This window comes from Paracoccus wurundjeri, from assembly GCF_030678915.1.
GTDB classification, from domain to species: Bacteria; Pseudomonadota; Alphaproteobacteria; order Rhodobacterales; family Rhodobacteraceae; genus Paracoccus; species Paracoccus onubensis_A.
On the sequence record NZ_JAUUTZ010000011.1, the window covers coordinates 15,645 to 41,161 of the forward strand.

General features: G+C 61.7%; 19 protein-coding genes. 9 read left to right on the forward strand and 10 right to left on the reverse strand.

The window, feature by feature from the left end:
* Window positions 1-119: 119 nt before the first annotated feature.
* From dctP to Q0601_RS12355, 3 genes are read left to right on the forward strand one after another with little or no spacing between them, the layout of a single operon-like run.
* Window positions 120-1,115: a TRAP transporter substrate-binding protein DctP gene (gene dctP / locus Q0601_RS12345; protein WP_305290134.1), complete on the forward strand. Its 996-nt coding sequence runs from the start codon at window positions 120-122 to the stop codon at window positions 1,113-1,115.
* Window positions 1,099-1,611, forward strand: a complete 513-nt coding sequence (locus Q0601_RS12350) for a TRAP transporter small permease (RefSeq protein ID WP_305290135.1) — start codon at window positions 1,099-1,101, stop codon at window positions 1,609-1,611. The genes dctP and Q0601_RS12350 overlap by 17 nt, the downstream gene beginning before the upstream one ends.
* The gene (locus Q0601_RS12355; protein WP_305290136.1) at window positions 1,612-2,895 is read left to right on the forward strand and encodes a TRAP transporter large permease; all 1,284 of its coding nucleotides are present in this window, start codon (window positions 1,612-1,614) and stop codon (window positions 2,893-2,895) included.
* Between the two features lie 17 nt (window positions 2,896-2,912).
* On the opposite strand, the gene Q0601_RS12360 is transcribed toward Q0601_RS12355, so the two are convergent.
* The 9 genes from Q0601_RS12360 to Q0601_RS12400 form a co-directional block, all read right to left on the reverse strand.
* On the reverse strand, window positions 2,913-3,416 hold the full coding sequence (locus Q0601_RS12360; RefSeq protein WP_305290137.1) for a hypothetical protein: 504 nt from the start codon (window positions 3,414-3,416) through the stop codon (window positions 2,913-2,915).
* Complete coding sequence (locus Q0601_RS12365) at window positions 3,409-6,261, reverse strand: 2Fe-2S iron-sulfur cluster-binding protein (RefSeq protein WP_305290138.1); 2,853 nt, start codon at window positions 6,259-6,261, stop codon at window positions 3,409-3,411. Before Q0601_RS12365 ends, Q0601_RS12360 begins: the two co-directional genes overlap by 8 nt.
* A complete protein-coding gene (locus Q0601_RS12370; protein ID WP_305290139.1) occupies window positions 6,258-6,524 on the reverse strand; it encodes a sarcosine oxidase subunit delta in 267 nt (88 codons plus the stop codon). Before Q0601_RS12370 ends, Q0601_RS12365 begins: the two co-directional genes overlap by 4 nt.
* Window positions 6,525-6,537: 13 nt before the next feature.
* Window positions 6,538-7,788, reverse strand: coding sequence for a sarcosine oxidase subunit beta family protein (locus Q0601_RS12375; protein WP_305290140.1), 1,251 nt, complete (start codon window positions 7,786-7,788; stop codon window positions 6,538-6,540).
* A complete protein-coding gene (locus tag Q0601_RS12380; protein ID WP_305290141.1) occupies window positions 7,785-8,459 on the reverse strand; it encodes a TetR/AcrR family transcriptional regulator in 675 nt (224 codons plus the stop codon). Before Q0601_RS12380 ends, Q0601_RS12375 begins: the two co-directional genes overlap by 4 nt.
* Window positions 8,460-8,569: 110 nt before the next feature.
* A complete protein-coding gene (locus tag Q0601_RS12385) occupies window positions 8,570-10,981 on the reverse strand; it encodes a GcvT family protein (protein WP_305290142.1) in 2,412 nt (803 codons plus the stop codon).
* A gap of 151 nt (window positions 10,982-11,132) precedes the next feature.
* A complete protein-coding gene (locus Q0601_RS12390; RefSeq protein WP_305290143.1) occupies window positions 11,133-11,843 on the reverse strand; it encodes a sulfite exporter TauE/SafE family protein in 711 nt (236 codons plus the stop codon).
* The gene (locus Q0601_RS12395) at window positions 11,840-13,237 is read right to left on the reverse strand and encodes an amidohydrolase family protein (RefSeq protein ID WP_305290145.1); all 1,398 of its coding nucleotides are present in this window, start codon (window positions 13,235-13,237) and stop codon (window positions 11,840-11,842) included. Before Q0601_RS12395 ends, Q0601_RS12390 begins: the two co-directional genes overlap by 4 nt.
* Complete coding sequence (locus tag Q0601_RS12400; protein ID WP_305290146.1) at window positions 13,237-14,577, reverse strand: uracil-xanthine permease family protein; 1,341 nt, start codon at window positions 14,575-14,577, stop codon at window positions 13,237-13,239. Before Q0601_RS12400 ends, Q0601_RS12395 begins: the two co-directional genes overlap by 1 nt.
* Window positions 14,578-14,717: 140 nt before the next feature.
* Here Q0601_RS12400 and Q0601_RS12405 point away from each other — a divergent pair, with 140 nt between their 5' ends.
* Window positions 14,718-15,734: a substrate-binding domain-containing protein gene (locus Q0601_RS12405; RefSeq protein ID WP_305290147.1), complete on the forward strand. Its 1,017-nt coding sequence runs from the start codon at window positions 14,718-14,720 to the stop codon at window positions 15,732-15,734.
* Entirely contained in the window at window positions 15,735-16,772 is a 1,038-nt protein-coding gene (locus tag Q0601_RS12410; protein WP_305290148.1) for an alpha/beta hydrolase family protein, read from the forward strand. It abuts the gene before it with no gap.
* A 317-nt stretch (window positions 16,773-17,089) separates the two neighbouring features.
* Here Q0601_RS12410 and Q0601_RS12415 read toward each other — a convergent pair whose 3' ends face one another.
* Entirely contained in the window at window positions 17,090-17,830 is a 741-nt protein-coding gene (locus Q0601_RS12415) for an IclR family transcriptional regulator (protein ID WP_305290149.1), read from the reverse strand.
* 252 nt (window positions 17,831-18,082) lie between these two features.
* Here Q0601_RS12415 and Q0601_RS12420 point away from each other — a divergent pair, with 252 nt between their 5' ends.
* From Q0601_RS12420 to Q0601_RS12435, 4 genes are all read left to right on the forward strand, one after another.
* Window positions 18,083-21,928, forward strand: coding sequence for a hydantoinase B/oxoprolinase family protein (locus tag Q0601_RS12420; RefSeq protein ID WP_305290150.1), 3,846 nt, complete (start codon window positions 18,083-18,085; stop codon window positions 21,926-21,928).
* 67 nt (window positions 21,929-21,995) lie between these two features.
* Entirely contained in the window at window positions 21,996-23,552 is a 1,557-nt protein-coding gene (locus tag Q0601_RS12425) for an ABC transporter substrate-binding protein (protein ID WP_305290151.1), read from the forward strand.
* A 63-nt stretch (window positions 23,553-23,615) separates the two neighbouring features.
* Window positions 23,616-24,623 (forward strand): ABC transporter permease, encoded by a 1,008-nt coding sequence (locus Q0601_RS12430; protein ID WP_305290153.1) that lies wholly within the window; start codon window positions 23,616-23,618, stop codon window positions 24,621-24,623.
* The gene (locus Q0601_RS12435; RefSeq protein WP_305290154.1) at window positions 24,620-25,516 is read left to right on the forward strand and encodes an ABC transporter permease; all 897 of its coding nucleotides are present in this window, start codon (window positions 24,620-24,622) and stop codon (window positions 25,514-25,516) included. The genes Q0601_RS12430 and Q0601_RS12435 overlap by 4 nt, the downstream gene beginning before the upstream one ends.
* The last annotated feature ends 1 nt before the right edge of the window (window position 25,517 follow it).

Consider the following 25,517-nt stretch of genomic DNA (forward strand, 5'->3'; position numbering starts at 1 on the left):
AGGCCCGATCCTGTTTTGACAGGCCCGATACGGATTGACATCAATGGACATCTATGTCCAATCTTTCCGTAAAACGGCTGCCGGGATTGATCGGCAAGCCAGAAACGGGAGGCGACGATATGCTTATGAAGAAGGTCGTAACGCTGGGGGCTGCGGCGGTGATGCTGGCGCTGAGCCCGGCTTGGGCGGAAACCCAGCTCAAGCTTGCCACCGATTCCGGGGCCAAAGGTTCTCCGTCGGGGGATGCGCTCGACCGCTGGGCCGCTTTGGTCGAGGAAGGCACCGGGGGCGAGGTTCAGGTCGATGTCTTCTACCAGAATGAACTGGGAAGTCAGGCAGAAGTCTTCGATCTTTTCGTCGCCGGCGACGTGGATATGATGATCAACTGGCCGATCACGGCCTATGACGAACGCCTCGGCGTGCTTTTCACTCCTTATATGGTGACCGGTTGGGAAGAAGCATTCGAGGCATACAAACCCGGCGGCTGGGTCAATGAAATACTGGTCGGCATCTATGATGATCTCGGCCTCAGGTTCTTCGGCCCGTGGCCGGAAGGTTTCAACGGGATTGCCTCGCGCGGCAAATATGCGATGACCGCCGAAGAGGCCTCGGGCTTGAAAATCCGGGTTCCCGCCATGTTCCCGATGGCTGAATCGGTTCAGGCGCTTGGCTACCAGACGGCGACGATCGACTGGAGCGAGGTGTTCACCGCGATTCAGACCGGCGTTGTCGATGGCGATGGCGCCAATATCATCTACTGGGATTACGAGTATTTCCGTGACGTGCTCGACTATTACAACCAGACCAGGATGCAATTCGTGACCGGGGTGATCGCCATGAATTCGGGTTCCTGGGAAAACCTTCCGCCCGAGCATCAGGAGGTTGTGCAGGAAGCTGCCATGACCGTCATGGAGGAAGCTTTCGAACAGGCGCAGGAACGGGACCAATACTATATCGAACAGGCCAAGGAAGCCGGCATGACCTATATCGAACCATCCGAGGAGGAACTGGCCGAGATGGCCAAGAAGGTTCGTGCCGATGTCTGGCCGCTCATGGAAGAGCGGATCGGTTCAGAGATCATGGATACGATCCGGGCCAATGCCGGAGAACATTGACGCAAAGGACCGCAACGGCGCCCGGGGCGGGATCATCGCGTTTGCGCTTGATTTCCTTGCTGTGGTCTCGGCCACCGTACTGACAGGAATGATGGCCTTTCTGGTTGTGGCCAGGTATCTTCTTGGCATGTCGGTGGTCGGCTTGCATGAACTGATCATGCTGTCAGCGGTCGCCCTTTACATGACCGGCGCCGTCATCGCCTCGCGCAAGGGCGAGCATCTGACCGTGGACTGGATCGCGGGCAATATCACCTCGCCGCGCAAGAAGGCTTTGCACGACCTGTTGATTGCGGTGCTGACCACAATCATCACGATCTTTTTCATCGTCTGGGCCTATCACATGTTCTCCTGGGGGATTCAGCGGCCGCAGATGACGCCGGCATTGCGGATTCCTCTCTGGATTCCGCAGCTGGCGATCGGTCTCGCGGCTCTGGGATGCTTTTGCTACGGGCTGCGCGATATCCTGGATGCTATCCGCCGATATCGGAGGAACTGAATGTATGGGTTGATCGCTCTGCCGCTGCTGATCGTCCTGATGGGATTGGGGCTTCCCGTCGCATGGTCATTCGCCGGGGTCCTCGCCTATCTGACATGGGTCTATGACGTCAATCTGGACACCCTGATGCTGCAGGGCTTCCGGTCTCTCAATTCGATCGTGCTGGTCGCGTTGCCGCTGTTCATCCTGACCGGTTATCTCATGCAGTCAGGCGGCATCGCTCGGCGGATCATCGCCTTTGTCAGCCGTCTGGCGACGGGCCGGGGCGGTATGGGAACGGCGATGGTCCTTTCGTCAAGCGTATTCGGCGCGATCTCCGGCACGGCGACGGCGGCCATCGCCTCGATCGGTTCGATCATGACCGAACCCCTGGTCGAGCGCGGCTACCCGCGCGGACGGATCGCGGCATTGCTGGGGGTTTCCTCACTGCTCGGGATACTTATCCCGCCCTCGATCACCATGATCCTGTTTGCCGTGGTGACGCGGCAATCCGTGGCAGCCTGTTTCGCCGCGACGATAGGGCCCGCGATTATCCTGATCATCGGACTGATCCTCTATAACAGGTTCCTTGTGGGGCGGGCATTCGAGGAAGTGGATATCCCCGACGAAAAACCCGAAAGGTTCGCGCGCGTGACGTTCAGGGCACTTCCGGCGCTCTCGCTTCCCCTGATCATTCTTGGCGGTATCTATGGCGGCATTTTCACCCCGACCGAGGCCGCCGCCGTCGCGGCTGTCGCAACCCTGGTGATCGGCGGGCTGATCTATCGCGAGTTTACCTGGAGCAGCCTGCGTAAAAGCGTCGTCAACGCTGCGGAAACGACTGGAACGATCATCCTGATCCTGCTGTTTTCCTTCATGATCTCGCGGATCATGTCTTTTGAGCGGGTGCCTCAGGATCTGACCGAGGCGATACAGTCGATCGTCGGAAGCCCGATCGGGGCGCTGCTGCTGGTCAATCTGGTGCTGATCATTGCCGGGGCACTGATGGACGACGTGTCGGTGACCGTGGTGGTCGCGCCTCTCTTTTTGCCGTTGATGGTTGCGAACGGGGTCGAGCCGGTGCATTTCGCGGCGATCGTCGCCTGTTCGGTGGTGATCGGAGCGAACAGCCCTCCAGTGGCGCCGACCCTGTTCCTGTCCTGCAAGATTTGCCGGGTGCCGATTTTGCAGGCCGTCGGCCCGGCACTGGGGTTGATGGGCTTCGTGGCGCTCCCGGTGATGTTGGTGACGACCTTCTGGCCGGGCCTGTCGCTGGCGATTCCACGGTGGCTCGACCTTCTGTAGAACGGTCAGCCAGGCATTCAGACCCGTGACAAGACCTGAAGCCGTGTCCAGAGTTCCGCCGTTTCGGACCGGGGGAGCCAGACGCGGATCGCGGTACGCGCACGGGTGACGAGACATTGCTTGTCTCCGAAAAGAGTCATCGCCGACAGGGAACCCGCCTGCGCCGACATGCAGCCGTTGCGAAGAGCCTCGGCTTTCTCCCCCGCAATTTCGAACGGAACGTAAAGATCGTCAGCAGGGCTGATGGCGAAGACCTCATGCCAGCCGGGTCTGAAATCAAGCGGTTCCTGCGTGCAAAGCAGCGCCCTGTCCCGGGCAATCCGCAGGGCAAAGGGACCATCGGGGATTTGCTCCAGCAGGCCGATCATCGGCGCGCCGGGGGCAAGAACCGTCACGGCCGCATCGAGATCGCCGGAAATCAGCGTGGCGCCACCGGGCGCAAGGCACCGCACCGTTACGCCTTGCGCCTCGATCAGGTCACCGGCTTCGGGGGCGGCGTTGGTCCAGTCGCGCTCACGCATGCAATCTCTCCCATGTCGGATCGAATGCACAGCTGTCGCAAATCCTGACCCGTCCGATCTTGCCCAAGTGGAACACACCCAGTTCGGTTCCGATCCGGTTGCGGCCGCCCTCGACAAGCGCAAGTGCAATCGGGCGGCCGAGGATCGGGCTGAAATAGCTTGATGTGACGAATCCAAGAGAGCGCCGCTGGCCTTCGAGCGGTACGAGATGCGCCCCCGTGGGCAGGGGCGTAACCCCGTCGATCTCCAGTCCGACAAGCTGTCGGCGATCCGTGCGCCTTGCCTCTGCCGTGAAAAGCGAACGGCGGCCAAGATATTCGTCCTTCCGCTTTTCGCGCGAGGCCTGCCAGCCCAGATCATGCGGCATGGTAAGCCCATCGGTATCCTTGCCGACAAGGATAAAGCCTTTTTCCGCGCGCAGGATCATCACCGCTTCCATGCCGATCCAGCGCCCGGATACCTCTTGTCGGGCGGCCTCCAATGCGCTGTAAAGAGCCGGGGCGTGACGCGCCGGCACCGTCACTTCGTAAGAGCGGTCGCCGGTAAAGCTGACCCGCGCGACGCGAAGGCTGTGGCCGTTCCAGAAAGTCTCCGTCACCGACATATGCGGCAGCTTCGCGTCGTCATACAGGGCTTCTGGCAGATTCGCCGCGATCAGAAGGTCGCGGGATTTCGGGCCGGTTACGGTCAGCGTGGCGAAACCAGCCGTGACATCATGGATAAAGCTTTTCGCGGGATCAAAGACATCTTGCCGCGCCTCTTCCAAAATCATCCGGACACTTGCGGCATGGGATGATGATGCCGAAACGACGAAGCGGTTCTCGGAAAGGCGGAAGACGACGCCGTCATCATGCACGATCCCGGTTTCACCAAGCACAAAGCCATATCGCGCGCGCCCGGGTTTCAGCGTCGAGAGACGCAGATAGCCGCAATAATCCAGCAGTTCGGCTGCGCCGGGGCCGATCACCTCTATCTTGCCCAGCGGGGAAGCATCGTAAAGCCCCACGCTTTTCCGTGCGGCAAGGGCCTCTTGCTGGGCCAGCACGGCTTCGTCATCCGTTCCGTAGACCGAGGGGCGCAGCCAGCCGCCATATTCCCGGAACATGGCGCCCCGCGCCTTATGCGCGATTTCCAGCGGAAGGCGTTTTGGCGCATTGAACACGGCCCCGCGCCGTAATCCGCCAATCACGCCGAGGGGAACCGGAGAGAAGGGCGGGCGATAGGTGGTGGTACCGGTTTCGGGGATGGTCCGGCCGGTAAGCGCCGCCATAGTGGCCAGCCCGGCAAAATTCGCGCTGCGGCCCTGATCCGTTGCCATGCCGAGCGTCGTGTAACGCTTCAGATGTTCGACCGAGCGATAACCCTCTTGCGCGGCCAGCTTGATGTCCTTGAGCGTCACATCGTTTTGCGGGTCAATCCATTGCCGCCCGCGCAGGTCAGGATCGGGGCGCATCGGGAAAAACTGCCAATCGCCTGCCGCGGCCCGCGGTGCCGGGCCGGTTCCGCGGCCTGCCGCATGACCTTCGGCCAATGCGCGGGCAAGACTGAAGCTGCCATTGACCGCTCCTGCGACCCGCAAGGCCGAACTGCCCGGGCGGGGAATGAGGGAATCCGAGCCTGTGTCCCAATCCAGCTTGCCGCCGGCCTGACAATGCAGATGGACCGAGGGCGTGTAGCCACCCGAGACCAGAATCGTATCGGTCTCGATTATGCGGCCGTCAACCACTGCTCCGGCGACCGAGTTCCGGCCATGTGCATGTGTCAGACGTGCCGCCCTCAGATGCCCGACACCGTCCGGGGTGGCTGGCGTATCGGCGCGGACATCCGCAAGGGTGACATCACAGCCCGCCTGTGCCAGAGCGGCGGCGACGGGATAGCTGGCATCGTTCCCGGTGGCGAGCAGGATACGCCGCCCGGCAACCGCGCCGTAAAGCGAGAGATAGTGCAGTGCGGCCTCGGCGGACAGAATTCCGGGCAGATCGTTATTGGCGAACCACAGAGGCCGTTCGACGGCTCCGGTCGCCAGCACGGTTTCAGCGGCTCGGATCCGCCATAGCCGATCGGGGCTGCCATCGCGCCGCTCCCATGCCGCAAAGAGCCCGTGATCAAAGGCGCCCCAGATGGTGGTCCCGCTCAGAATGCGGCCACCGGCGGCGGTGATCGCGCCGATGGCGTCACGGGTGAATTCGAGCCAATCGCCGCCGTCGATATCTCCGCCGCGCCAGCGCAGGCTGCCGCCCGGTTCGGGGGCATCGTCGACAAGCCAGACCTCGCGGCCGTTCCGTGCGGCAGCCCGTGCCGCGGCAAGCCCCGCCGCGCCGGCTCCGATGACCAGCAGGTCGCATCGCGCATTGAACTGCGGAATATCGGCGGGCGGGCAGTGCCCGGGGTCGAGCCGCCCCAGCCCGGCCATCCGGCGGATCATCGGCTCCCACCGCATCCAGCCAAAGGCCATGAAGGTCTTGTAATAGAACCCTCCGGGCAGGAAGCGATTGAAAAGGTCAAGCATTCCGGTTCGATCCCGCGCGGCATCCGGTGCCGTATTCACCGAACGAAGCGCCATATTCCGACGAAGCATGACCGTCGTTGCGCGGACATTCGGTGTGGTCCGGCCATCCTCGGTCACGTCGAATATGGCGTTGGGCTCTTCGTTTCCCATGCCCCAGAGGCCGCGCGGCCGGTGATACTTGAAACTGCGGCCCAGCACGCGGATGCCTGAGGCCAGCAGCGCAGATGCCGGCGTGTCGCCTGCAAAACCGGAGCCCGGCCTGCCATCGAAAGTGAAGGGCAGGGGGGTGGCGCGATCGATCTGGCTGCCAACACTGCCGTGACGCCATCCGCTCATGCGTTCCTCCCGGGCAAGGGGGTGACCGCGGTCACGTCGCGGGTGACAGTGTCGCGGGTCATCAGGAAGAACTCACCGCAGGTGACATGCAGCCAGACCTCTTGCGCCTTACCGCGTGATGCGCTGTTCATGTACAGATACTCGGCCCATTCGTCGTCCGTCGCGGTTTCTGCCGGCATGGGCCGTTTCTTGCCGGCTTCGGCGGCGAAATGGAATTCCGTCTCGTCGCGGGGACCGCAGAAAGGGCAGGTGAAAATCTGCATCTCGGTTCTTCCGTCAATGGGCAATGCCCGAACCTGCCGCCTCGTCGATCAGGCGGCCACGGGCAAAGCGGTCGAGGTCGAAGGGGCGGCTGATCTCGTGATGCCCGCCGGTCGCAAGCAGATGAGCCAGCAGCCAGCCGCCGGCGGGGATCGCCTTGAAGCCGCCGGTTCCCCAGCCGCAATTGAGAAAAAGCCCCTCGGGCCCGGCGGGGCCGATCACCGGCGAGCTGTCGGGCGTTACATCGACGACCCCGGCCCATTGCCTCAGCAGCTTTAACTGAGCGAAGGCCGGAAACATCTCCAGAAGACCCGAAACCACCGCTTCCTGTGCAGGCAGATTGCCTCTTTGGCCGTGGGTCGGCACGCGGTCGAGGCCCCCGCCGAAGACCAGTTCCCCCTTGTCGGATTGCGAGACATAGGTTCCCGTTCCCAGATAAAGCAGCACGGTGTCCAGCATCGGTTTCACGGGTTCGGATACGAAAGCCTGCAATGCGTAAGTGTGGATCGGCAACCGGATCCCGGCCATGGACGCCAGACCCGGTGTCGCGCCCGCGGCGGCAAGGCCCACCCGCCCGGCGCGGATGCTGCCCTTGTCGGTTTCAACGCCGGTGATCTTTCCCGACTCGATCAGCAGATCCGTGACGGTGCAGTTCTCGATGATGTCCACCCCCAAGGCGCTGGCGGCGCGGGCATAGCCCCAGGCGACGGCGTCATGCCGGGCGATGCCGGCACGCTCCTGCCACACGCCGCCCATGCAATTGTAACGGGCATCCGCGGCCCGGTTGAGCAGCGGCACCCTTCGCAAAGCCTCTTCGGCTCCGACCAACTCGCCGTCGACCCCGTTCAGTTGCATGGCATTGGCGATCCTTGCGCAGATCTCCATCTGCGTGGGGGTATGTGCGGCGATCAGCATGCCCCGCTGGCTAAGCATGATGTTGTAATTCAGTGCCTGCGAGAGCCCCTCGTAGAGACGCAGTGCCAGATCATAGAGCGCGACGCTTTCAGGGTAGAAATAGTTCGAACGGATGGCCGTGGTATTGCGGCCGGTATTGCCGCCACCGATCCAGCCTTTCTCAAGCACGGCCACGCGCGAGACACCGTGGTTTTTCGCCAGGTAATATGCGGTCGCAAGCCCATGGCCGCCGCCGCCCACGATGACCGCGTCATAGCCCGGCTGCGGCGTGGCCTTGCGCCATGCAGGAGTCCAGCCGCGATGCCCGCGCAGCCCTTCGGTGAAGAGGGAGAGGGCGGAATATCGTTTCATGTTCGTCCCGGATTTCGGGCAAATTCGAAAAATGCCTCGACCTCATTGCGGGAGGGCCGGACGCCCGTGAAGCAATACAGATAGCCTTCGACGCGTGCGAGCCGCTCTTCCAGTGTTTCGGACAGTTCGAGCGCGTAATAGCCGATCTGCTGGTAATAAAGGACGCGGGCGCGGATATCGGCCTCTGCGGACGGATAGCCGAAGCGTTCATACATCCGCATGAGCGCTTCGTGGCGCGCGGCGTCGCTGCGGTCGATCACCTGCCGGACCGCCTTGTCACGGCGGGCCCATTCCCTCACGGCGAAATCCAGCTGGTGGTCGAAGCCTCCCGGTGCGACGATAGAGCGGAAGAAATTGGTGACCGCCTCGGTGATCGTCGCGGCTTTCAGCTCGCTGTAACGGATCAACACGCCGGTATTCGTCTGCTCCCATTTCGCGAGGAGTTGGTTGAGCAGGTCTTCGCGGCTCTTGAAATACCAGTAGAAGCTGGAGCGGGAAACGCCAAGGCGGTTGCCGATCACCTGTACCTTGACTTCGGAGACGCCATGACTGACCAGAAGGTCCATTGCCAGGTTTAGCCAATCCTCCTTGGTCACCTTTACATTCCCGGGCAGGGTGGCCTTGCCGCTGTCGTCAGCATCCCTGTTCCGCTTCAATTCCGTGCCGACCATGTAAACATCCATTTCCGATTGCGTTGCGCTTCCGCCTTACCAGACCGGCCGATGTGACTGAAACCGTGAAGTGACGGGGCCGGATTGCCCGGAAGCCCGACGCCGCCCCGTCATGCGCCGCGCATCGCTTTCCCTTCGGGATCGTAGGGCGAAGGGGCGATCACCCTGGCGGGGCGCTCGGCCCCTACGATATGGGTGGCAAGCCGGGTGCCCTCGGCCGTGCAGTCACGATCGAGAAGGGCCATGGCCAGCGATTTGCCAAGGGTGTGTCCGTATCCGCCCGAGGTGATGAAGCCAACGCGCCTGCCATCCTTCCAGACGGGCTCGTAGCCACTGGCATCGGCATTGTCCGCCTCGATTTCCAGAGTGACGATCTGCTGTGCGGGTCCCCCGCTGTCACGTTCTTTCAATGCGGCGTCGCGGCCGATGAAATCGCGCTTCTTCCAGTCGATCCATCGGTCCAGCCCGGTCTGCGCCGGGGTATAGCCCTGCGTGAACTCGGCCGACCAGATCCCGAAGGATTTCTCTAGACGCAATGACAACATCGCATTGTAGCCTACCTCCCGCAGGCCCAGCTTTGCCCCTGCATCCAGCAAGCTCCGGCGCAAGACGGCATGTTCTGCGGCGGCGCAGTGGATTTCGTATCCCAGTTCGCCCGAAACCGACAGCCGTCCGACCCGCGCCCGGATCAGCCCGATATCGAAACCGCCACAGCCCATGAAGGGCAGATCGGCGATCGGACCATCCGTCAGCTGTTCCAGAACCTTTCGGCTGTTCGGTCCCGCAAGCGCAAAGCCGGTCGTCGCGTCCGAGATATCCCTGACCGTGACGCCATCGGATATCTGATCCTCGAACCATCGCATATGCCATTCGCGCAAATAGTAGGATCCCATGATCCACCAGGTTCCCGTCCCCCAGTTGAACACGGTCAGATCGCCCTTTAGCTTGCCCGTCTTGCTGAGCATTGGCGCAAGCCTTGCGCGCCCGGCTTCGGGCAATTCCGATGCCATCACCCGGTTCAGCCAGTTTTCGGCCTTGGGACCCGTCACCTCGAAGCGGGAAAAAACCGAGATGTCGAGCAGGCCCACCGCCTCGCGCACCGCCTTGCATTCCTGCGCCACGATGGGGAAGGCGTTGGAGCGCCTGAGCGTCGGCTTTTCCTTGAACTCCGGCGCGGGGGCGAAATAGAGCGGCAGCTCCAGCCCATAGCTTGCGCCCCAGCGGGCGCCTGCCGCGGTCATGTCGGAATAGGCTCCCGGCATTTTCAGCGGCCGCCCGGCCGGCAGTTGCTCGTTCGGGTAGGTCATGATGAAGCGGCGGGAGTAAAACTGGCCGGTCGTTTCCTTGATATAGCGCTTGTTCGCGGCAAAATCGCCATAGCGCGCCACGTCCATGCCGAAGACATCCGCCTCGGGCTCTCCGTGGATCATCCATTCCGCGAGGCTCTTGCCCACGCCGCCGCCTTGCAGGAAACCGGCCATGACGGCACAGGCGCACCAGTAGCCGCGCTTGCCGCGCACCGGCCCGACCAGCGGGTTGCCGTCGGGCGAGAAAGTGAACGCGCCATTGACCCAGTTGCGCACACCGGCCTTCTGCAGGACCGGATAGCGTTCGAAGCCAAGCCGGAGTTCGTTCTCGATCCGGTCGGGATCTTCCTGCAGAAGCTCGATGCCGTAATTCCAGGGCGCGCCATCCATCATCCAGTGCTGATGATCGATCTCGTAGATCCCCAGCAGCATCCCTTTCTGATCCTGCCGCATATAGGTGAAGCCCTCGAGATCCACGACCAGCGGCATCTCTTTTTCCAGTGCGGCGATCTCGGGGATGGTTTCGGTCAGCAGATAGTGATGCGCCAGCGGGCTGACCGGCAGTTCGATCCCGGCCATGCGCCCGACCTGCTTGGCCCAGAGGCCGGCGGCATTGACCACATGTTCGCAGCGGATCGTGCCTTTCTCGGTGACCACGTCCCAGCCCTCGGCGGTCTGGACAAGCTCCAGCACCCGGTTGTGCTCGATGATTTCGGCGCCCCGCTTCTTCGCGGCCCCGGCATAGGCATGCACTGTGCCGGTAGTGTCGACATAGCCCTCTCGCTCGGCGAACATGCCGCCAAGGATGCCATGGGTCGAGATAACCGGACATCGTTTGCCGACCTCTTCCGGCGTGATCAGATGCACATCATCGATGCCGATCGACTGGAACACCCGGTAAGCCGATTGCAGCCATTCCCATCGGTCCGGCGTTCCTGCAAGTGTCATTCCGCCGGTCATGTGCATGCCGACCGACTGGCCGCTTTCCTTCTCGATCTCGGAGAGCAGGTTGATGGTATAGGATTGCAGGCCCGCGATGTTCGGATCGGCGTTCAGGGCGTGAAAGCCGCCGGCGGCATGCCAGCTGGATCCCGCGGTCAGGACGGATCGTTCTACCAGACAGATATCGGTCCAGCCGAACTTGGCCAGATGATACAGGACAGAGGCTCCGACGACGCCGCCTCCGATCACCACGACACGATATTCCGACTTCATGCTGCGCTCCCGATCTGGCCCCTGTCGTCGACGGTAATTATTGTGGACACATATGTCCAGAGATTTTTATGCGAGGTATGGAGGACAGAATGCGCGGTTTCGGTCGTGGAACGGCGTCAACCTTTTGAACGGGTGAAAACTGCTGTCGCCTTCAGCCTTTCAGGATCAGTGCGGCGCCGCTCACGATCGAGAAGATCAGCACCGCCAGCCGCAATGCCGGGCCGTTGATATGCGCATGAACGCTTCGGGAAAGCGCGCTGCCGATCAGGACCGCCGGGATCAGGTACAGCGCTGCCAGAACCTGATCCTGTCCGATCCGTCCCACGATCATCAGGATGACCAGCGAGATCACCTCGCCGATCAGAAAGCAGGCCGCCACGGTCGACCGCAGGACCGGGCCCGGCGCGTGCTGGTAAAGTAATGCAAGGGGCGGGCCGCCGATGCCGGTCGCCGTTTCGGTGACGCCGGTGAACAGCCCCACACCCAGAGAGGCCGGAGGGCTTGGCGTGAAGGGCGGCGCAAAAAGCGCCGCGACCGCGGCAAGAATGGTCAGCAGGCCCACCGCAATCTCAAGTTGCCGCACCGACAGGGCAATCAGAACCGCCATCCCAAGGAAGGTTCCGAAGAACCGGCCAAAGGTGATCCAGCCTGTGCCGCGCCTATCGATCGCGCCCCGTTCTCTCCAGGCGACAAGGAAGTTCAGCGGCAGCATCAGGATCAGCAGCGTGACCGGCAGATAGCTGGCGTCGACGAAACCGAAGACGGGTGCCATGATCAGTGCGAAACCGATGCCGACCGCGCCCTGGACAAAGGCAGAGACGCCGACCAGCAGCGACAATCCGACAAATGCGAAAAAGCTCATGCCGGCCTCGCCGCGATCAGGCTGTCGGCAGTGGGGTGGATGCGCTGGATCGGTGCGGCGGCAATGGCCGAGGTGGCAAGTTCGCGGATCTCTTCCATCAGGGCACGGGCGTCCCAGTCTACCGGCCAGCCCCGCACCATCCGTAACCGGCCATTGGTGAAAACCGCATCGATCTGGTCGCGGTTTCCGTAGCGCACCAGTTCCCAGCTCAGATCATGCGAGGGCGTGAATTCGGGCCGGTCCAGATCGACCAGCAGAAAATCGGCGGCCAGCCCTTCGGCGATGCGGCCCGTCACGGCGGCAAGCCCGCTTGCATCCGCCGCCATCCGTGTTGCTGCATCAAGCCACAACCAGCCGCCGCCACAGGAGCTGTCACCCGAGGCAAGACCATAGGCCGCGCGCTGCAACGCCTCGGCTGCGTCCATCAGCCTGAAGCCATCGGCCCTGGTGCCATCGGTTCCCAGCCCGAAACGAATGCCAAGCGCCTGCATCTGCAGCGCGGGGGCGACCGCATTGCCCTTCCAGACCGAGGCAACCGGGTTATAGGCCACGGCGGTGCCGGTGTCGCGCAGCAGGTTCAGTTCGGACGGCGTGATCAGCGTCGAATGCGCGATCAGCGTCTGCGGACCAAGCGCGCCGATATGCGCCAGATGCTCCAGCGGGCGGCGGCCATTGGCGACCAGAGACCGCTCGACCGCCACGAGATGTTCGTTCACATGGGTCTGAAAGGTGACGCCCGCCGCTGCCGCCATGGCCGAGATGTCGTGCAGCATCCCGTCGCTGGCTGCCTCGGGGATCGAGATGGCCAGCGATGGATGAACCAGCGGATCGTCGTGATAAGCCGCCAGATGCGCCTCGGCCATGCGCAGGATCTGGGCCGGATCAGGCACGACGGCCGCGCCTCCCAGATCGTTGCAGATCCGGGCCACGACCAGTCGCAACCCGGCCTCGCGCGCGGCATCGACGAGTTTGCCGAGATGACCCGCTGACCGGGTTCCGGCATCGACGGCGCTGGTGAAACCGCCGCGCAGGCATTCCAGCGCCGCCAGTTTCGATGAAAGATAGACCATATGCTCGTCAAGACTGCCTTCCAGCGGCACCCAGATACGGCGGAAGATCTCGGACGGCTCGCCGAAGACCAGCGACTTGCCCAGCGATTGCGTCAGATGGGTATGCGTATCGATGAAACCCGGCATCATCAGATGATCGGGCAACGCCACTGCTTTCAGTTCGGGATGGCGGGCCTTCAGTTCCGCTGCCTCGGCGATCTCGGCAAAGCGTCCTTTGCGCAGCAGCACCGCCATTCCGGGTCGGGGGCCGTCCTCGATCAGCAGGCGGCCCGGAGCAACGATCAGGTTGTCGGTCGAGGCGAAGCTTTGGCGCAGGTCGGTCATCAGGCATGTTCCTTGGTATCGGCAGGTTTTGGTGTGTTGAACTGAAACAGGGCATTGACCACCGCTGCCGTGATCGTGCCCATTGCAAGCCCGTTGCCAAGGATCATTTGCGACCATTGCGGAAACTGGCTGTAGACGTCCGGGACCAGGATCGGCATCAGCCCCATGGCAAGCCCCGATGCCAGCGTGAACATCGCGCCGTGCTCGCGCAGATCGACGCGGCTGAGGACGTGGATGCCGATTACGCCGATGATAGAGAATACGATGATGGCGGTGCCTCCGACGACCGGGCCGGGAAGAACGCTGGCCATCCGTGACACCGGCGCGATCAATGCGATGACGACAAGGATCACCCCCGCCATCGCGGTCACATAGCGCGACCGGATTCCGGTTGCGCGGACGATGCCCACATTCTCGCCCGAGGTGATGATCAATGATGTGCCGAACATGCCGCCCACGACCGAGGCCACCGCATCGCCGCGAATGGTGCGCGGCACGATGGCATGCGCGTCACCCTTGCGGTCCACGATCTCTGCCGTGGCGATGGTCTGGCCGGTCGCCTCGGCCATCGAGATGATCGAGAAGACGATCAGCGGCAGTGAGGCGATGATGTCGAATTTCGGCACCCCGAACGGAAACAGATGCGGCACCGCGATGAACGATCCCTGCATCACGCCGGACATGTCCAGCCTGCCAAGCGCCGCCGCCAGCAATGTTCCGGCGATCAGTCCCAGCATTACTGAAATGCGCTGTAATGTGCCGGTGAACACGCGGGAGAAGATGACCGTCAGCGCGATGGTCGCCAGCGCCAGCCCGACATTCACCGGATCGGCGAATCCGTCGCTGCCCGGTCTGCCGGTGATCGTGCCGCCATATATCTTGACCAGATTCACCGCGACCAGCAGCAGCATGGTGCCGACCACGATCGGCGGGAAGAAGCGCAGCAGGCGGCGAAAGACCGGCAGCGCGGCGAAATAGAACACTCCGGTCATCAGCACGGCTCCAACGGCGGTTTGCACATCGGTCTGGCTGGCGATGGCCAGAAAGATCGCGATCGGGGCGCCGCCCGGAACCATGATGAAGGGAAGGCGCGCACCGAAGCCCGCAGGCCCGAAGCTTTGCAAAATCGAGCCGAGCCCGCAGACAAGGAATGTCGCGCTGATGATCGATACGGTCAGCGCCGGATCGAAGCCCAGCGTCTGGGCCACCAGAAAGACCGCGGTAATCGGCGACGCGGCCATGACCAGCACATGCTGAAAGCCGTAAAGGATCAGATCCCTGACCGGCAGAATCTCATCGACGGGATCGGGCGGGGCAAGGTTTTTTGATTTGGAGATCATAAGCTTTCCCTGTTGCTGATTGCGTGTTTGCTTCTATGCAAATCGTTTTGCCTAATGGGAGCGATAGCATGATTTACGATTCGTGCAAATCGTTTTGTTGCGTTTGTGGGCGATGCTGCTAGCGTAGCAGGGGGAAACAAATGAATGAGGGTATATTGGGCAAACCGACCATTTCGGATCTTGCGAAGGCGGCCGGGGTATCGGTGACCACCGTGTCGCATGCGTTCAGCGGCCGCCGTCATGTTGATCCGGAAACCCGCAAGCGGATTCAGACGCTTGCGGATCAGATCGGTTATCATCCCAGTAGTATGGCACGGGCACTGCGTAGCGGGCGGACGGGGACGATCGCATTGGCATCGTCAATGCCCTTCGCGGTGGCCGCGGGCCCGTCGCGGCTTGGATTCCTGATGGAGATCGCCGCCTCTGCGGCAATGTCGGCTTTGACGCGCGACCTTGCGCTGTGCCTGATCCCGCCGCACCCATCGGCACAAAGCTATGGTTCCGCGGGTTTCGACGGGGTGATTCTGGTCGAACCGATGCGCGACGATCCACTGGTGGCCCATTTCGAGCAGCGCAAGACGCCGATCGTCTCTATCGGGACGGTACCGGGGCGTCCCGACATACCGGCCGTCGACATTCGCTCGCGCGAAACGGCGCAGTTGCTGTTGACGCATCTCGCAGAGCAGGGCTGCCGCCAGATCGCAGCGCTGATCGGTTCGACGTCCCGGACCAGCCAGATCGAAAGCGAGGCGGCTTATGACGAGTTCGTTGCAAGCCACCAGTGGCTGTCTCCGATGATCCGTCTGAACGAAGACGAGGGCGAAGAGATCGCCTATCGCGAAACGCTGCGTCTGCTGCATGCGAATCCGGCAATTGACGGCATATTCGCCGCCATCGACGCTTTCGCCAGCGGCGCGGTGCGCGCGGCGCGGGAACTGGGCAGGACGGTGCCCGGCCAGTTGCGCATCGTGACCCGCTATGACGGGTTGCGAGCCAAGCTGTCCCAGCCTCCGCTGACCGCCGTCGATCTGTATCTGCCGACCATCGCAGAGGAAGCGGTTCATCTGTTGCTTGACCGCATCGACGGCAACAGCCGCATGGTCACGGCCGAGCTGCCCAAACTGATCGTCAGGCAATCGTCGGAAGCAACAGGATAAATGCGGTCACTCGCCGCGGTGTCGTCCTTACTGATGTGGCCGCTATCGGTCACGATCTCGCCGGTTTCGATCGTCGCGCGGTCACCCGGAGGCAATACGGGAGATCACCGGCCGATTGATCTTCCGCGTCACACCAATGCCGTACTTGATCCCCAGGCCGGTAAACAGGCAACGTTGCCGCATTGCATGAAAAGGTTCTGGATCATGTGCCGTTTCGTTCTGCTCGTCATCGCCCTTTGCTTCGCATCATCTTCTTTGGCCGGGGAAGCGGATCTGACGCTGGATCGGGGTATTGCCGCCACGCTTAGCATGCCTGAAGGGGAAGGGCCTTTTCCGGCAGTGCTTTTGTTGCATGGCCTTGGCGCGGACCGCCACGAAATCGGCAATATCTATGTCGATAGCGCAGAGATTCTGGCCGAGAAGGGCATAGCCTCGCTCAGGTTCGATTTTCGCGGCTTTGGCAAATCAAGCGGCGATACCGGCGCATTCACGCTTGACCGGCAGAACGAGGACGCACTGATCGGTCTCGAGGCGCTTATGTCGGCCAAGGGCGTGGATCCCGAACGGATCGGCGCTGTGGGTTTTTCCTTCGGCGGCGGCGCGGCGATCGAACTGGCGGCGGCAAGACCCGAGACGATCAAATCGGTGGTGGTATGGTCGCCGGTGGGTGACTATGTCGCCGACATGCTGGACAGTCTGGGACAGAAAGCCTTTGACCGCGCGGCCGAAGAGGGGGTCGTGGGCCTTGATCTGGGGTGGCGCACCATGGCCCTGAAGAGGGATTTCTTCGACAGTCTTTTCGCCCATGATCTGCTTGAAGCTCTGGCCGCCTATCCGGGACCGTTCATGATGATCAATGGCGAGGATGATTTTTACCGGCAATATGCCACGCCGATGATGGAGGCGGCGGCAGGCACCGACAAGAAGGCGCTGGTGATCGAAGGCGCGGATCATATATACCATGTCTATACGCCTAGCCGCTCGAAGGCCGGTCAGGTGATCGAGGCGACGGTGGAGCGTTTCCGAGAAACACTGTAAACCACCTGATCGGAATGGTGCGGAACATGGCCCGGTTCCGGGCCGGCTGCCATCGGCAACAAGCGGGCGGTTCGATCATTATCCCGTTGCCAGTTGCACAAAATGCCCCGGGCTGACCTCGTGGTGCCGGTGTTTGGGCGGCCGGTAATCAGCCGCGCGACAGGGCTTTTGATTTCGCTATCCGCGATGCAGCGCGTCTGGCGTCGTGCCGCATCGGCCATCGCCGCCGACAATCCGGCCTGTTTCAGCAAGGTACCAGTGCGTCCTGCCGCTTCGGAAGAACCGGCAAGACAATGCGAGATCGGGAAATGATCATCTCAGCTTTGTTCGGCGGACCCCACCTCATTGCGCAATTGATCCAGCATCAGGGCAATCTTTTCCTGCAGATCGGTCGTCGCCAGACTGGCCGGATAGGAAATCGCGATGCCGTAAATCTCTGACGTGTCGGGGTCGCGCATTGCGATCCCCTGCGAAGCGACGCCTTCAAAAGCCTCGTTCATCGCTGATGAGCGCCCCGTTGCGCGGATACGTCCGATCCGTTCCTGCAATTCGGCATGGTCTCGGGGCGCGTTCGCGGAAACGAATGGCAAGGGTTCGGGCACGCGCTTCTGCCATTCCGCGTCTTCCAGAAGCGCCAGCATCGCGCGGCCGTTCGAGGTCGTATGAGCCGCCGTTTTGTAACCCGGAGCCGTGGCGATCGCCAGGGGACTCGAGCCGCGCAGCATGCGCAGCACCATCAGATCGGGGCCGTCGAATACGGTGATATACCCGGTATGCCCGCCGGAATCGCAAATATGCTTTACCCGCTTGTGCAGCAGATCAAGGAACGGGTTCTGGCTTTTGAAGATCTGCCCCAGTTCGAACAGCCGCATTCCGGGCGAATAGAGCCGCGCCTGCGAATCATATTCCAGAAGTCCCGATTCCCGCAAAGCACGCAAAGCACGATGTACGGTGGCTTTCGGGCGGCCAAGACGCCGCGCAAGTTCGGCCTGTCCGATCGCGGGCTCTTCGGGGGAAAAAATCTTAAATATTTCAATTGCATCATCAAGCGCGCCCATGGGTTTCCTTTCTTCGCGACGAGAAGTGATTGCTTAAAATTTATGCATATATTGTTCCATTATTGAAACTAAGTGTCAATTGTGAAACAAAATCTGGACATGAGCTTTTCGGTATTATTACAGTCGGCCCCGTAAATACGCCCATCGCCGGGCGCGGGACGGCCCATCTTTTCTTGTGCAAGGAATGCGAAGGCGTCCCGCAAACAGGTCTCGACATTGCGTCGTGACAGGACATCGGGAGCGAACGGATATATGACTCACACCCGCAGATTACGCGCAGGTATCGATATCGGCGGCACTTTCACGGATTTCATCCTGTTCGATGAGGCGCAGGCCGCGATCCGTTTGCACAAGCATCTGACCACGGCGCATGATCCGTCGCAGGGGGCGTTGAAAGGACTGTCGGAACTGATTGAGTCGGCTTCGATCTCGGTTGCGGATCTGGCTGAGATCGTGCATGGCACGACATTGGTCACGAATGCCGTCATCGAGCGCAAGGGCGCGAGCGTCGGGATGATCACGACCAAAGGGTTCCGGGACATTCTGGAGATCGGAACCGAACAGCGCTACGATATTTATGATCTCGCATTGTCTTTCCCGCCGGCACTGGTGGAGCGCGCCAGACGGCTGGAAGTGTCCGAACGGATCGATGCGGCTGGCCGGGAAATTCTGCCATTGGATGAAGCCGCCGTGATTGCTGCGGCAAGCGCGTTGGTGCGACAGGGTGTCGAAGCGGTCGCGATCTGTTTCATGCATTCCTATGCGAACCCTGATCATGAACGGCGGGCACGGGATCTGATCGCCCGCGAATTTCCGGATCTGTCGATCTCGATTTCGTCCGAAGTCGTCGCCGAGATCTCGGAATATCAACGCTTCGCCACCACCTGCGCCAATGCTTATGTCCAGCCGCTGATGGATCGCTATCTGTGTCGCTTCGAGACTGAGTTGCGGAAGCTTGGCTTCGACGGCGATTTCCGCCTGATGCATTCGGCTGGCGGATTGGTTTCGCTGGATGCGGCGCGGGCTTTTCCGATCCGGCTGCTGGAATCCGGCCCCGCCGGGGGGGCGCTGGCGACCGCGTGGTTCGGGCATAATGCGGGCCATGACAATGTGATCTCGTTCGATATGGGAGGAACGACCGCGAAAGCCTGCCTGATCGAGAACGGCAGGGCCGATATTGCCTCTTATCTTGAAGCGGGCAGGGAACATCGTTTCAAGAACGGATCAGGACTGCCGATAAAGGCTCCGGTCGTCGACATGATCGAGATCGGCGCGGGTGGCGGTTCGATCGCGTCGATCGATGCGGTCGGGCTGATGCAGGTTGGCCCGCATTCCGCCGGGTCGGAACCGGGACCGGCCTGTTATGGGCGCGGCGGCGAAAAACCGACCGTCACCGATGCCAGTGTCGCTCTGGGCTATTACGATCCCGATTTCTTCCTTGGCGGACGGATGAAGCTGGATCTGCAAGCCGCCGAGCGGGCATTGGACGGAATCGCGAAGCCTTTGGGCATTTCGGCGGCAGAGGCGGCCTGGGGGGTGCATCAGGTCGTCGCGGAAAGCATGGCCAATGCCGCGCGCATCCATCTGATCGAAAAGGGCAAGGATCCCCGCTCCTATTCCATGATCGGCTTCGGTGGCGCAGGCCCGGCCTTTGCTGCCCGTGTCGCGCGGATCCTGGGCGTGTCCGAGGTCATCATCCCACCGGCAAGCGGGGCGGCTTCGGCCTTCGGCTTTCTGACCGCGCCGCTGTCGTTCGATTTTGTCCGGTCGCATCGTGTGGCGCTGTCGCCGCAGATGGATATGGGCGAAATCACCGCGATTTGCGATGATCTGGCGCAGGACGGTCGCGCACAACTGCGGCAGGCAGGGGTTGCGGACGATCAGATCATTGTCGAGCGTATGGCCGACATGCGGCTTGTGGGGCAGTTGCACGAAATCACCGTGCCGCTTCCGGCGGGGGAGCTTGCATCCGGCTCCTATGTCGCGATCCGCGAGGCGTTCGAGCGCGTCTACGCTGCCCGCTATACGAGCGTGCCGAACGAGGCGCGTCTGGAAATCCTGTCTTTCCGCTGCCGCACCAGCGGACCCGCGCCGCAACTGACCGTCCGGCAGGCCGGGGTCGCGGGCGGGAATGGCGGCGATGGCCGCAAGGGAAGCCGCCGCAGCTATTTCTCGGGCGAGTGGCTGGAAGCCGGGATCTATGACCGCTACGCGCTGGTGCCCGGCCAGAAAATCCAGGGCCCCGCGATCATCGAAGAGCATGAGGCGACGACCATCGTGCCGCCCGGAGACAATGTCAGCGTCGATGAGGTCGGCAATCTGCATATCGCTATTGCCGCAGCCGCCAAAGGCGCGACCGTGGTCGATGAAACGATGAGCCTTGACCAGGCGGTGTCGCGCATCCAGTCCGATCCCATCGCGCTTGAGGTGATGTGGAGCCGACTGGTCAATGTCGCCGAAGAGATGTGGTCGACGGTCTGCCGTACAGCCTTTTCGCTGATCATTTCTGAATCGCAGGATTTCGGCTGCGCCATCCTTGATCCGAACGGCGAAACGCTGGCCCATTCCGCGCGGGTGATGCCGGTTTTCAATCTGACCTTGCCGATGGCGGTGAAAGCGATCCTCAAACGCTATCCGGTCGAGGCGATGACGCCGGGCGATGTCTATATCACCAACGATCCATGGCTTTGCGCGGGTCATCTGTTCGATCTTGCGATCGTGACCCCGGTCTTCCATCGGGGGCGGGTTGTCGCGTTGATGGGAACTGTGGGGCATGTCGGCGATATCGGCGGCTCACGCGATGGGTTGAGCGTTTCGGAGCTTTACGAGGAAGGCCTGCAAATTCCGGCGATGAAGCTGGTCAATGGCGGCACCGAGAACGAGGATCTGTTCCGCCTGATGGGTGAGAATATTCGCGACAGCGAGCAGGTTCTGGGCGATGTCCGCTCGTTCATCGCGGCCAACGCGACGGGCGCGGCGCGGATGCAGGCTTTCATGGACGAATACGGAATGCATGATCTGCAAGCCTTCGCGCTTGTCGTGCAATCGCTGTCCGAAAAGGCGATCCGGCAGGCGATCGGCAGGTTGAAAGATGGCGTGTACCATTCGGAAATCTCGAATAACCCGATGGGCTCGCGGATGACCTTCCCGTTGAAGGTCACGGTCGCGGGCGAGGAAATCGAACTGGATTTCGAGGGCGCACCGCCCCAGACAGCGCGGGGCGGGATCAATTGCACCCTCAGTTACACCACGGCGCATGCGACCTATCCGCTCAAATGCATGCTGACGCCGAATGTGCGCGGCAATGCGGGTTGCTACCGCCCGTTCACCGTCAAGGCGCCCAAGGGATCGATCCTTAATTGCGACAAGCCGGCTCCGGTATCGCTGCGCACCCGTACCGGCTGGTATCTGGCCCCGAATATCTTCCGCGCCATGGCCGATGCTGCCCCCGAAATGGTGCAAAGCTTCTCGGGCCTGCCCAGTCTTCTCAGCTTCTACGGAAAATCGGACGAGGGCGCGCTGTTCTATGAGCTGTTGCTTCTGGGCGGCGGTCAGGGGGCGTCTGCCGGGCGCGATGGGAAATCCTCGCTGCTCTGGCCGACATCGGCGGCGACATCCTCGATCGAGATGCTGGAAAGCCGCTCGCCGATCGTGGTCTGGGAAAAGACCCTGATGACCGACAGCGGCGGGGCAGGAGAATTCCGTGGCGGGCTTTCGGTCCGGGTCCGGGTTTCGCGGCGCAATGCCGACGGGCAGCCGATCCGCGCCATCGTTTCACCTGAGGGGGTGGACATGCCTGTCGAGGGACTCTTCGGCGGGGCCTCGGGTCTTACGGCCCATGGGCGGATGCTGCGGCTGACGGATGGCGTGCAGACCGGCGATTGCGGCACCGGGCAGATCGTCGATCTGGAGGATGCCGATACGGTAATCGAACTGCAACTTGCCGGTGGTTCCGGCTATGGCGATCCCCGGGACCGCGATCCATTGCGCGTGGCCGAGGATCTGCGTCAGGGTTATATCAGTACGGATGCGGCGGGCCGGATCTACGGCCTGTCCCGAAGCGGGGATGCACCGGTGAAAACGGAAACTGCGGGATGATCACTGCCGTGTCCCAGCCGATACCGGGGCGCATTTCTTCAAACGGATACCGACAGGGAAATATGACATGAATCTCAGCAGACGGGCTTTCATCGGGACGACCATCAGTGCCGCGGCATTGGCCTCGTCCTCATTCGAGGCGCTGGCGCGTGGCCGCAAGGTGCTGATCATGGCCAGCAGTGTCGATATTCCTAATTTCGACCCGCATGTCGCCACCGGCTATGCGCCGCAGATGCTGTTCCGGAATACCTATGATGCGCTGGTCCGCGTCGTCGGAAACCCGCCAGAGGTCGTGCCGGGGCTGGCCAGCGAATGGAGCGTATCAGACGATCAGCTGCATTATGAATTCACTCTGAACCCAGAGGCCCGCTTTCAGGACGGAACCCCGGTCACTGCCGATGCCGTGGTTTATTCCTTCGAGCGGATCATGCGCCTGCAACGCGGGGTTTCCTGGATGATCGAAGGCGTTCTGGAAAGCGGCAGCGTCACGGCAAAGGATGAAGGCACGGTCTCTTTCGACCTGAAGGCGGCTTTTGCGCCGTTCATGCAGGTGCTGCCGTGGATGTTCATCGTCAATCCGGCCGAGGTCGAAGCCAATCTGGGCGACGATGACGGGCAAGCCTATCTGTTGCAGAACACCGCCGGATCCGGCCCGTTCCGCATGGGACGTGTGGCGCCCGGAAATCTCTATGAATTCCTGCGGGTCGAAGATGACTGGCACAAGGACGGAGGCAATCTGGAAGGTGCGATCTGGAAGATCGTCCGCGAAGCCTCGACCGAGCGGATGATGCTGCAGCGTGGCGAGGCCCATATCGCGCTGGAGCTTTACGCCGAGGACATGGAAGCGCTGGCCGATATGCCCGGTGTCGTCCGGGTGGTGGAGCCGGAATACCGGACATTCTCGATCAAGATGAACACCGCAAAGGGTCCATTGGCGGATGCCAATCTGCGCAAGGCGATTTCCTATGCCTATAATTATCAGGGAATGCTGGATTCCGCAGGCCCGGCCGAGTTGATGATCGGTCCGCTGCCCACCGGCATCTTCGGCCATGATCCCGATTTGCAGGTCTACCGTCAGGATATGGAGAAGGCCAAGGAATATCTGGCCAAATCCGAATATGCGGATGGGGGATTCACCCTTAACGTGATGCATGCGACGGGTTACGAAAACCAGCGCCGCTGGTGCCTGCTGCTGCTGGAGGCGTTGAAAAGTCTGAATATCGGGCTGGAAATCCAGCCCGCCACCTGGCCCGATATCACCGCCTCGGCGCAGTCGGCGGATACGATGCCCGATTTCTATTGCATCTTCCAGTCGGCCAATTACGCCGATCCGGACAATATCGCCTTCGCGGCCTATCATTCGTCGCGCAATGGCCAGTGGCAGAATCCTGTCTACAGCAATCCCGAAGCCGACAAGCTGATCGAAGCTGCGAGGGTCGAGATCGATCAGACCCGCCGCGCCGAGATCTATGCAGAGCTTCAGGCACTGCTGGTCGAGGATGCGCCGGATATTTTCGGCGTGCTGGAAAAGCGTAAACTGGCGCTACGCGACGATGTCGAAGGCTATGTCTTCGCCCCGGTCGCGGCCAATTCCATCGAGCTGTTGCCGCTGTCGCTGACCTGAATGCCGACTGACTGAACCATGGCGGGGGTCGCGGTCCCCCGCCCGCAAACCGCAGGACCGCCCATGATCCGATACGTCATCCGCCGCTTGCTGCTTCTTGTCCCGATGCTTCTGGGCCTTTCGGTGATCGTTTTTGCCATCGCCCGGCTGTTGCCCGGCGATCCCGCGGCGCTTGCCGCAGGCCCGAACGCCACTCCGGAGGTTCTGGCAAGCGTTCAAAGAGAATTCGGCCTCGATAAGCCGATCCCGCTTCAATACTGGGATTATCTGACCGGGCTGGTTCAGGGCGACTGGGGCGTGTCGATCTTCACCCGTCGCCCGGTTTTCGAGGATATCGTCACCTTTCTGCCGGCAACGCTGGAACTGGTCGCCGCCGCCATGCTGATTGCGATCGTGCTGGGCATTCCCCTGGGGCTGGCGGCGGCGGTCTGGCGCAATGGCGTTCTGGATTACGTCACCCGCACCGTGTCGCTGGGCGGTATCGCGATGCCGCGTTTCTTCCTGGGGCTGTTGTTGCAGCTTTGCTTCGTCACATGGCTGGACATTTTGCCGCTTTCGGGGCGCTTCCCCCTGATCGACCTTCCCCCGGAAGAGATTACCGGCTTCTACACCATCGATTCACTGCTGACCGGTGATTGGTATGCGCTGCGCGTCTCGCTGGCCCATCTGGCTCTTCCCGCGCTTGCGATGTCGCTGTCGCCATTGGCCACGATCATCCGGATGATGCGTGCCTCGACCATCGAGGTCCTGCAGCAGGATTATGTCATGACCGAGCGGGCGCTTGGCTTGTCCAGCCGGCTGATCCTGTTCAAATATGTGCTGAAAAACGCGATGACCTCGACGCTGACGGTCATCGGCCTTTATGTTTCCTGGCTTCTGGGCGGAACGGTGCTGGTCGAGACGGTATTCGACTGGCCGGGGCTTGGCCTTTACGCCACGCAGGCGATCCTTAGTCAGGACTTCATGCCGGTGATCGGCGTGACGCTGGTCATCGCCATCATTTACCTGCTGTCGATGCTGATCGTCGATCTGCTTTACGGCGTGTTCAACCCGAAAGTCCGCAGCTCATGACCATGATACAGACCTCCCTGCCCAAGCGTGACACCTCGGCCCGGCTGGAAAACTGGTCGCGCGCCTTCTATCGCTTCCGACAAAGCTGGTTGTCGGTCATCGGGCTGGCTATCGTTGCGGTCCTGATCGTGATCGCGCTGGTTGCGCCATTGATCGTGCCTTATCCCGAACATGTGGCCGGCGCGACCGATACCGCCGCCCGCTTCATGCCCCCAAGCGCGGAACATTGGTTTGGTACCAATGCATTGGGTCAGGACATGTTCTCTCTGGTTCTGGTCGGATCGCAGGTTTCGTTATTCTCGGGCCTTGCGGTCGTTATCATCGCGATAGCCGTCGGCGGGCTGGTCGGCGCCGTCGCAGGCTATTTCGGCGGCTGGATCGACGAAACATTGATGCGGCTGACCGATCTGCTGCTGACAATTCCAAGCCTGATCCTGGCAATGGCGGTCGCGGCGGCGCTTGGCACCGGCATTCTGAACATGATCATCGCCATCTCGATCACCTGGTGGCCCGCCTATGCGCGGCTGATCCGGGGCGAGGTTCTGGTGAAGAAGGAAGAACAGTTCATCACCGCGGCCCGCGCGCTTGGTGCAGGCCCGGGCCGGATCCTTGGCCGCCACATCCTGCCCAATATCATCTCGCCGGTGGTGGTGAAGGCCTCGCTGGATATGGGTTTCGCGATCCTGACCGTTGCCTCGCTTGGTTTCGTGGGAATCGGCGTGCGGGCGCCGGTGCCGGAATGGGGAACGCTGCTTTCGACGGCGCGCGGCTATATGCCCGACTATTGGTGGACGGCGTTGTTTCCGGGCTTCGCGATCTTTCTGGCGGTGCTTGCCTTCAATCTTCTGGGCGACGGGTTGCGCGATGTCCTTGATCCCAAGGCGCGGAGGTAAG

Bases quoted from the DNA above. Each gene is read 5' to 3' on its own strand.
- Q0601_RS12380 (WP_305290141.1), bottom strand. From the start codon at position 8,459: ATGGTCGGCACGGAATTGAAGCGGAACAGGGATGCTGACGACAGCGGC.
- Q0601_RS12435 (WP_305290154.1), top strand. From the start codon at position 24,620: ATGACCATGATACAGACCTCCCTGCCCAAGCGTGACACCTCGGCCCGG.
- Q0601_RS12430 (WP_305290153.1), top strand. From the start codon at position 23,616: ATGATCCGATACGTCATCCGCCGCTTGCTGCTTCTTGTCCCGATGCTT.
- Q0601_RS12370 (WP_305290139.1), bottom strand. From the start codon at position 6,524: ATGCAGATTTTCACCTGCCCTTTCTGCGGTCCCCGCGACGAGACGGAA.
- Q0601_RS12385 (WP_305290142.1), bottom strand. From the start codon at position 10,981: ATGAAGTCGGAATATCGTGTCGTGGTGATCGGAGGCGGCGTCGTCGGA.
- Q0601_RS12415 (WP_305290149.1), bottom strand. From the start codon at position 17,830: ATGGGCGCGCTTGATGATGCAATTGAAATATTTAAGATTTTTTCCCCC.
- Q0601_RS12365 (WP_305290138.1), bottom strand. From the start codon at position 6,261: ATGAGCGGATGGCGTCACGGCAGTGTTGGCAGCCAGATCGATCGCGCC.
- Q0601_RS12410 (WP_305290148.1), top strand. From the start codon at position 15,735: ATGCGGTCACTCGCCGCGGTGTCGTCCTTACTGATGTGGCCGCTATCG.
- Q0601_RS12420 (WP_305290150.1), top strand. From the start codon at position 18,083: ATGACTCACACCCGCAGATTACGCGCAGGTATCGATATCGGCGGCACT.
- Q0601_RS12375 (WP_305290140.1), bottom strand. From the start codon at position 7,788: ATGAAACGATATTCCGCCCTCTCCCTCTTCACCGAAGGGCTGCGCGGG.
- Q0601_RS12355 (WP_305290136.1), top strand. From the start codon at position 1,612: ATGTATGGGTTGATCGCTCTGCCGCTGCTGATCGTCCTGATGGGATTG.
- dctP (WP_305290134.1), top strand. From the start codon at position 120: ATGCTTATGAAGAAGGTCGTAACGCTGGGGGCTGCGGCGGTGATGCTG.
- Q0601_RS12395 (WP_305290145.1), bottom strand. From the start codon at position 13,237: ATGACCGACCTGCGCCAAAGCTTCGCCTCGACCGACAACCTGATCGTT.
- Q0601_RS12425 (WP_305290151.1), top strand. From the start codon at position 21,996: ATGAATCTCAGCAGACGGGCTTTCATCGGGACGACCATCAGTGCCGCG.
- Q0601_RS12405 (WP_305290147.1), top strand. From the start codon at position 14,718: ATGAATGAGGGTATATTGGGCAAACCGACCATTTCGGATCTTGCGAAG.
- Q0601_RS12390 (WP_305290143.1), bottom strand. From the start codon at position 11,843: ATGAGCTTTTTCGCATTTGTCGGATTGTCGCTGCTGGTCGGCGTCTCT.
- Q0601_RS12360 (WP_305290137.1), bottom strand. From the start codon at position 3,416: ATGCGTGAGCGCGACTGGACCAACGCCGCCCCCGAAGCCGGTGACCTG.
- Q0601_RS12350 (WP_305290135.1), top strand. From the start codon at position 1,099: ATGCCGGAGAACATTGACGCAAAGGACCGCAACGGCGCCCGGGGCGGG.
- Q0601_RS12400 (WP_305290146.1), bottom strand. From the start codon at position 14,577: ATGATCTCCAAATCAAAAAACCTTGCCCCGCCCGATCCCGTCGATGAG.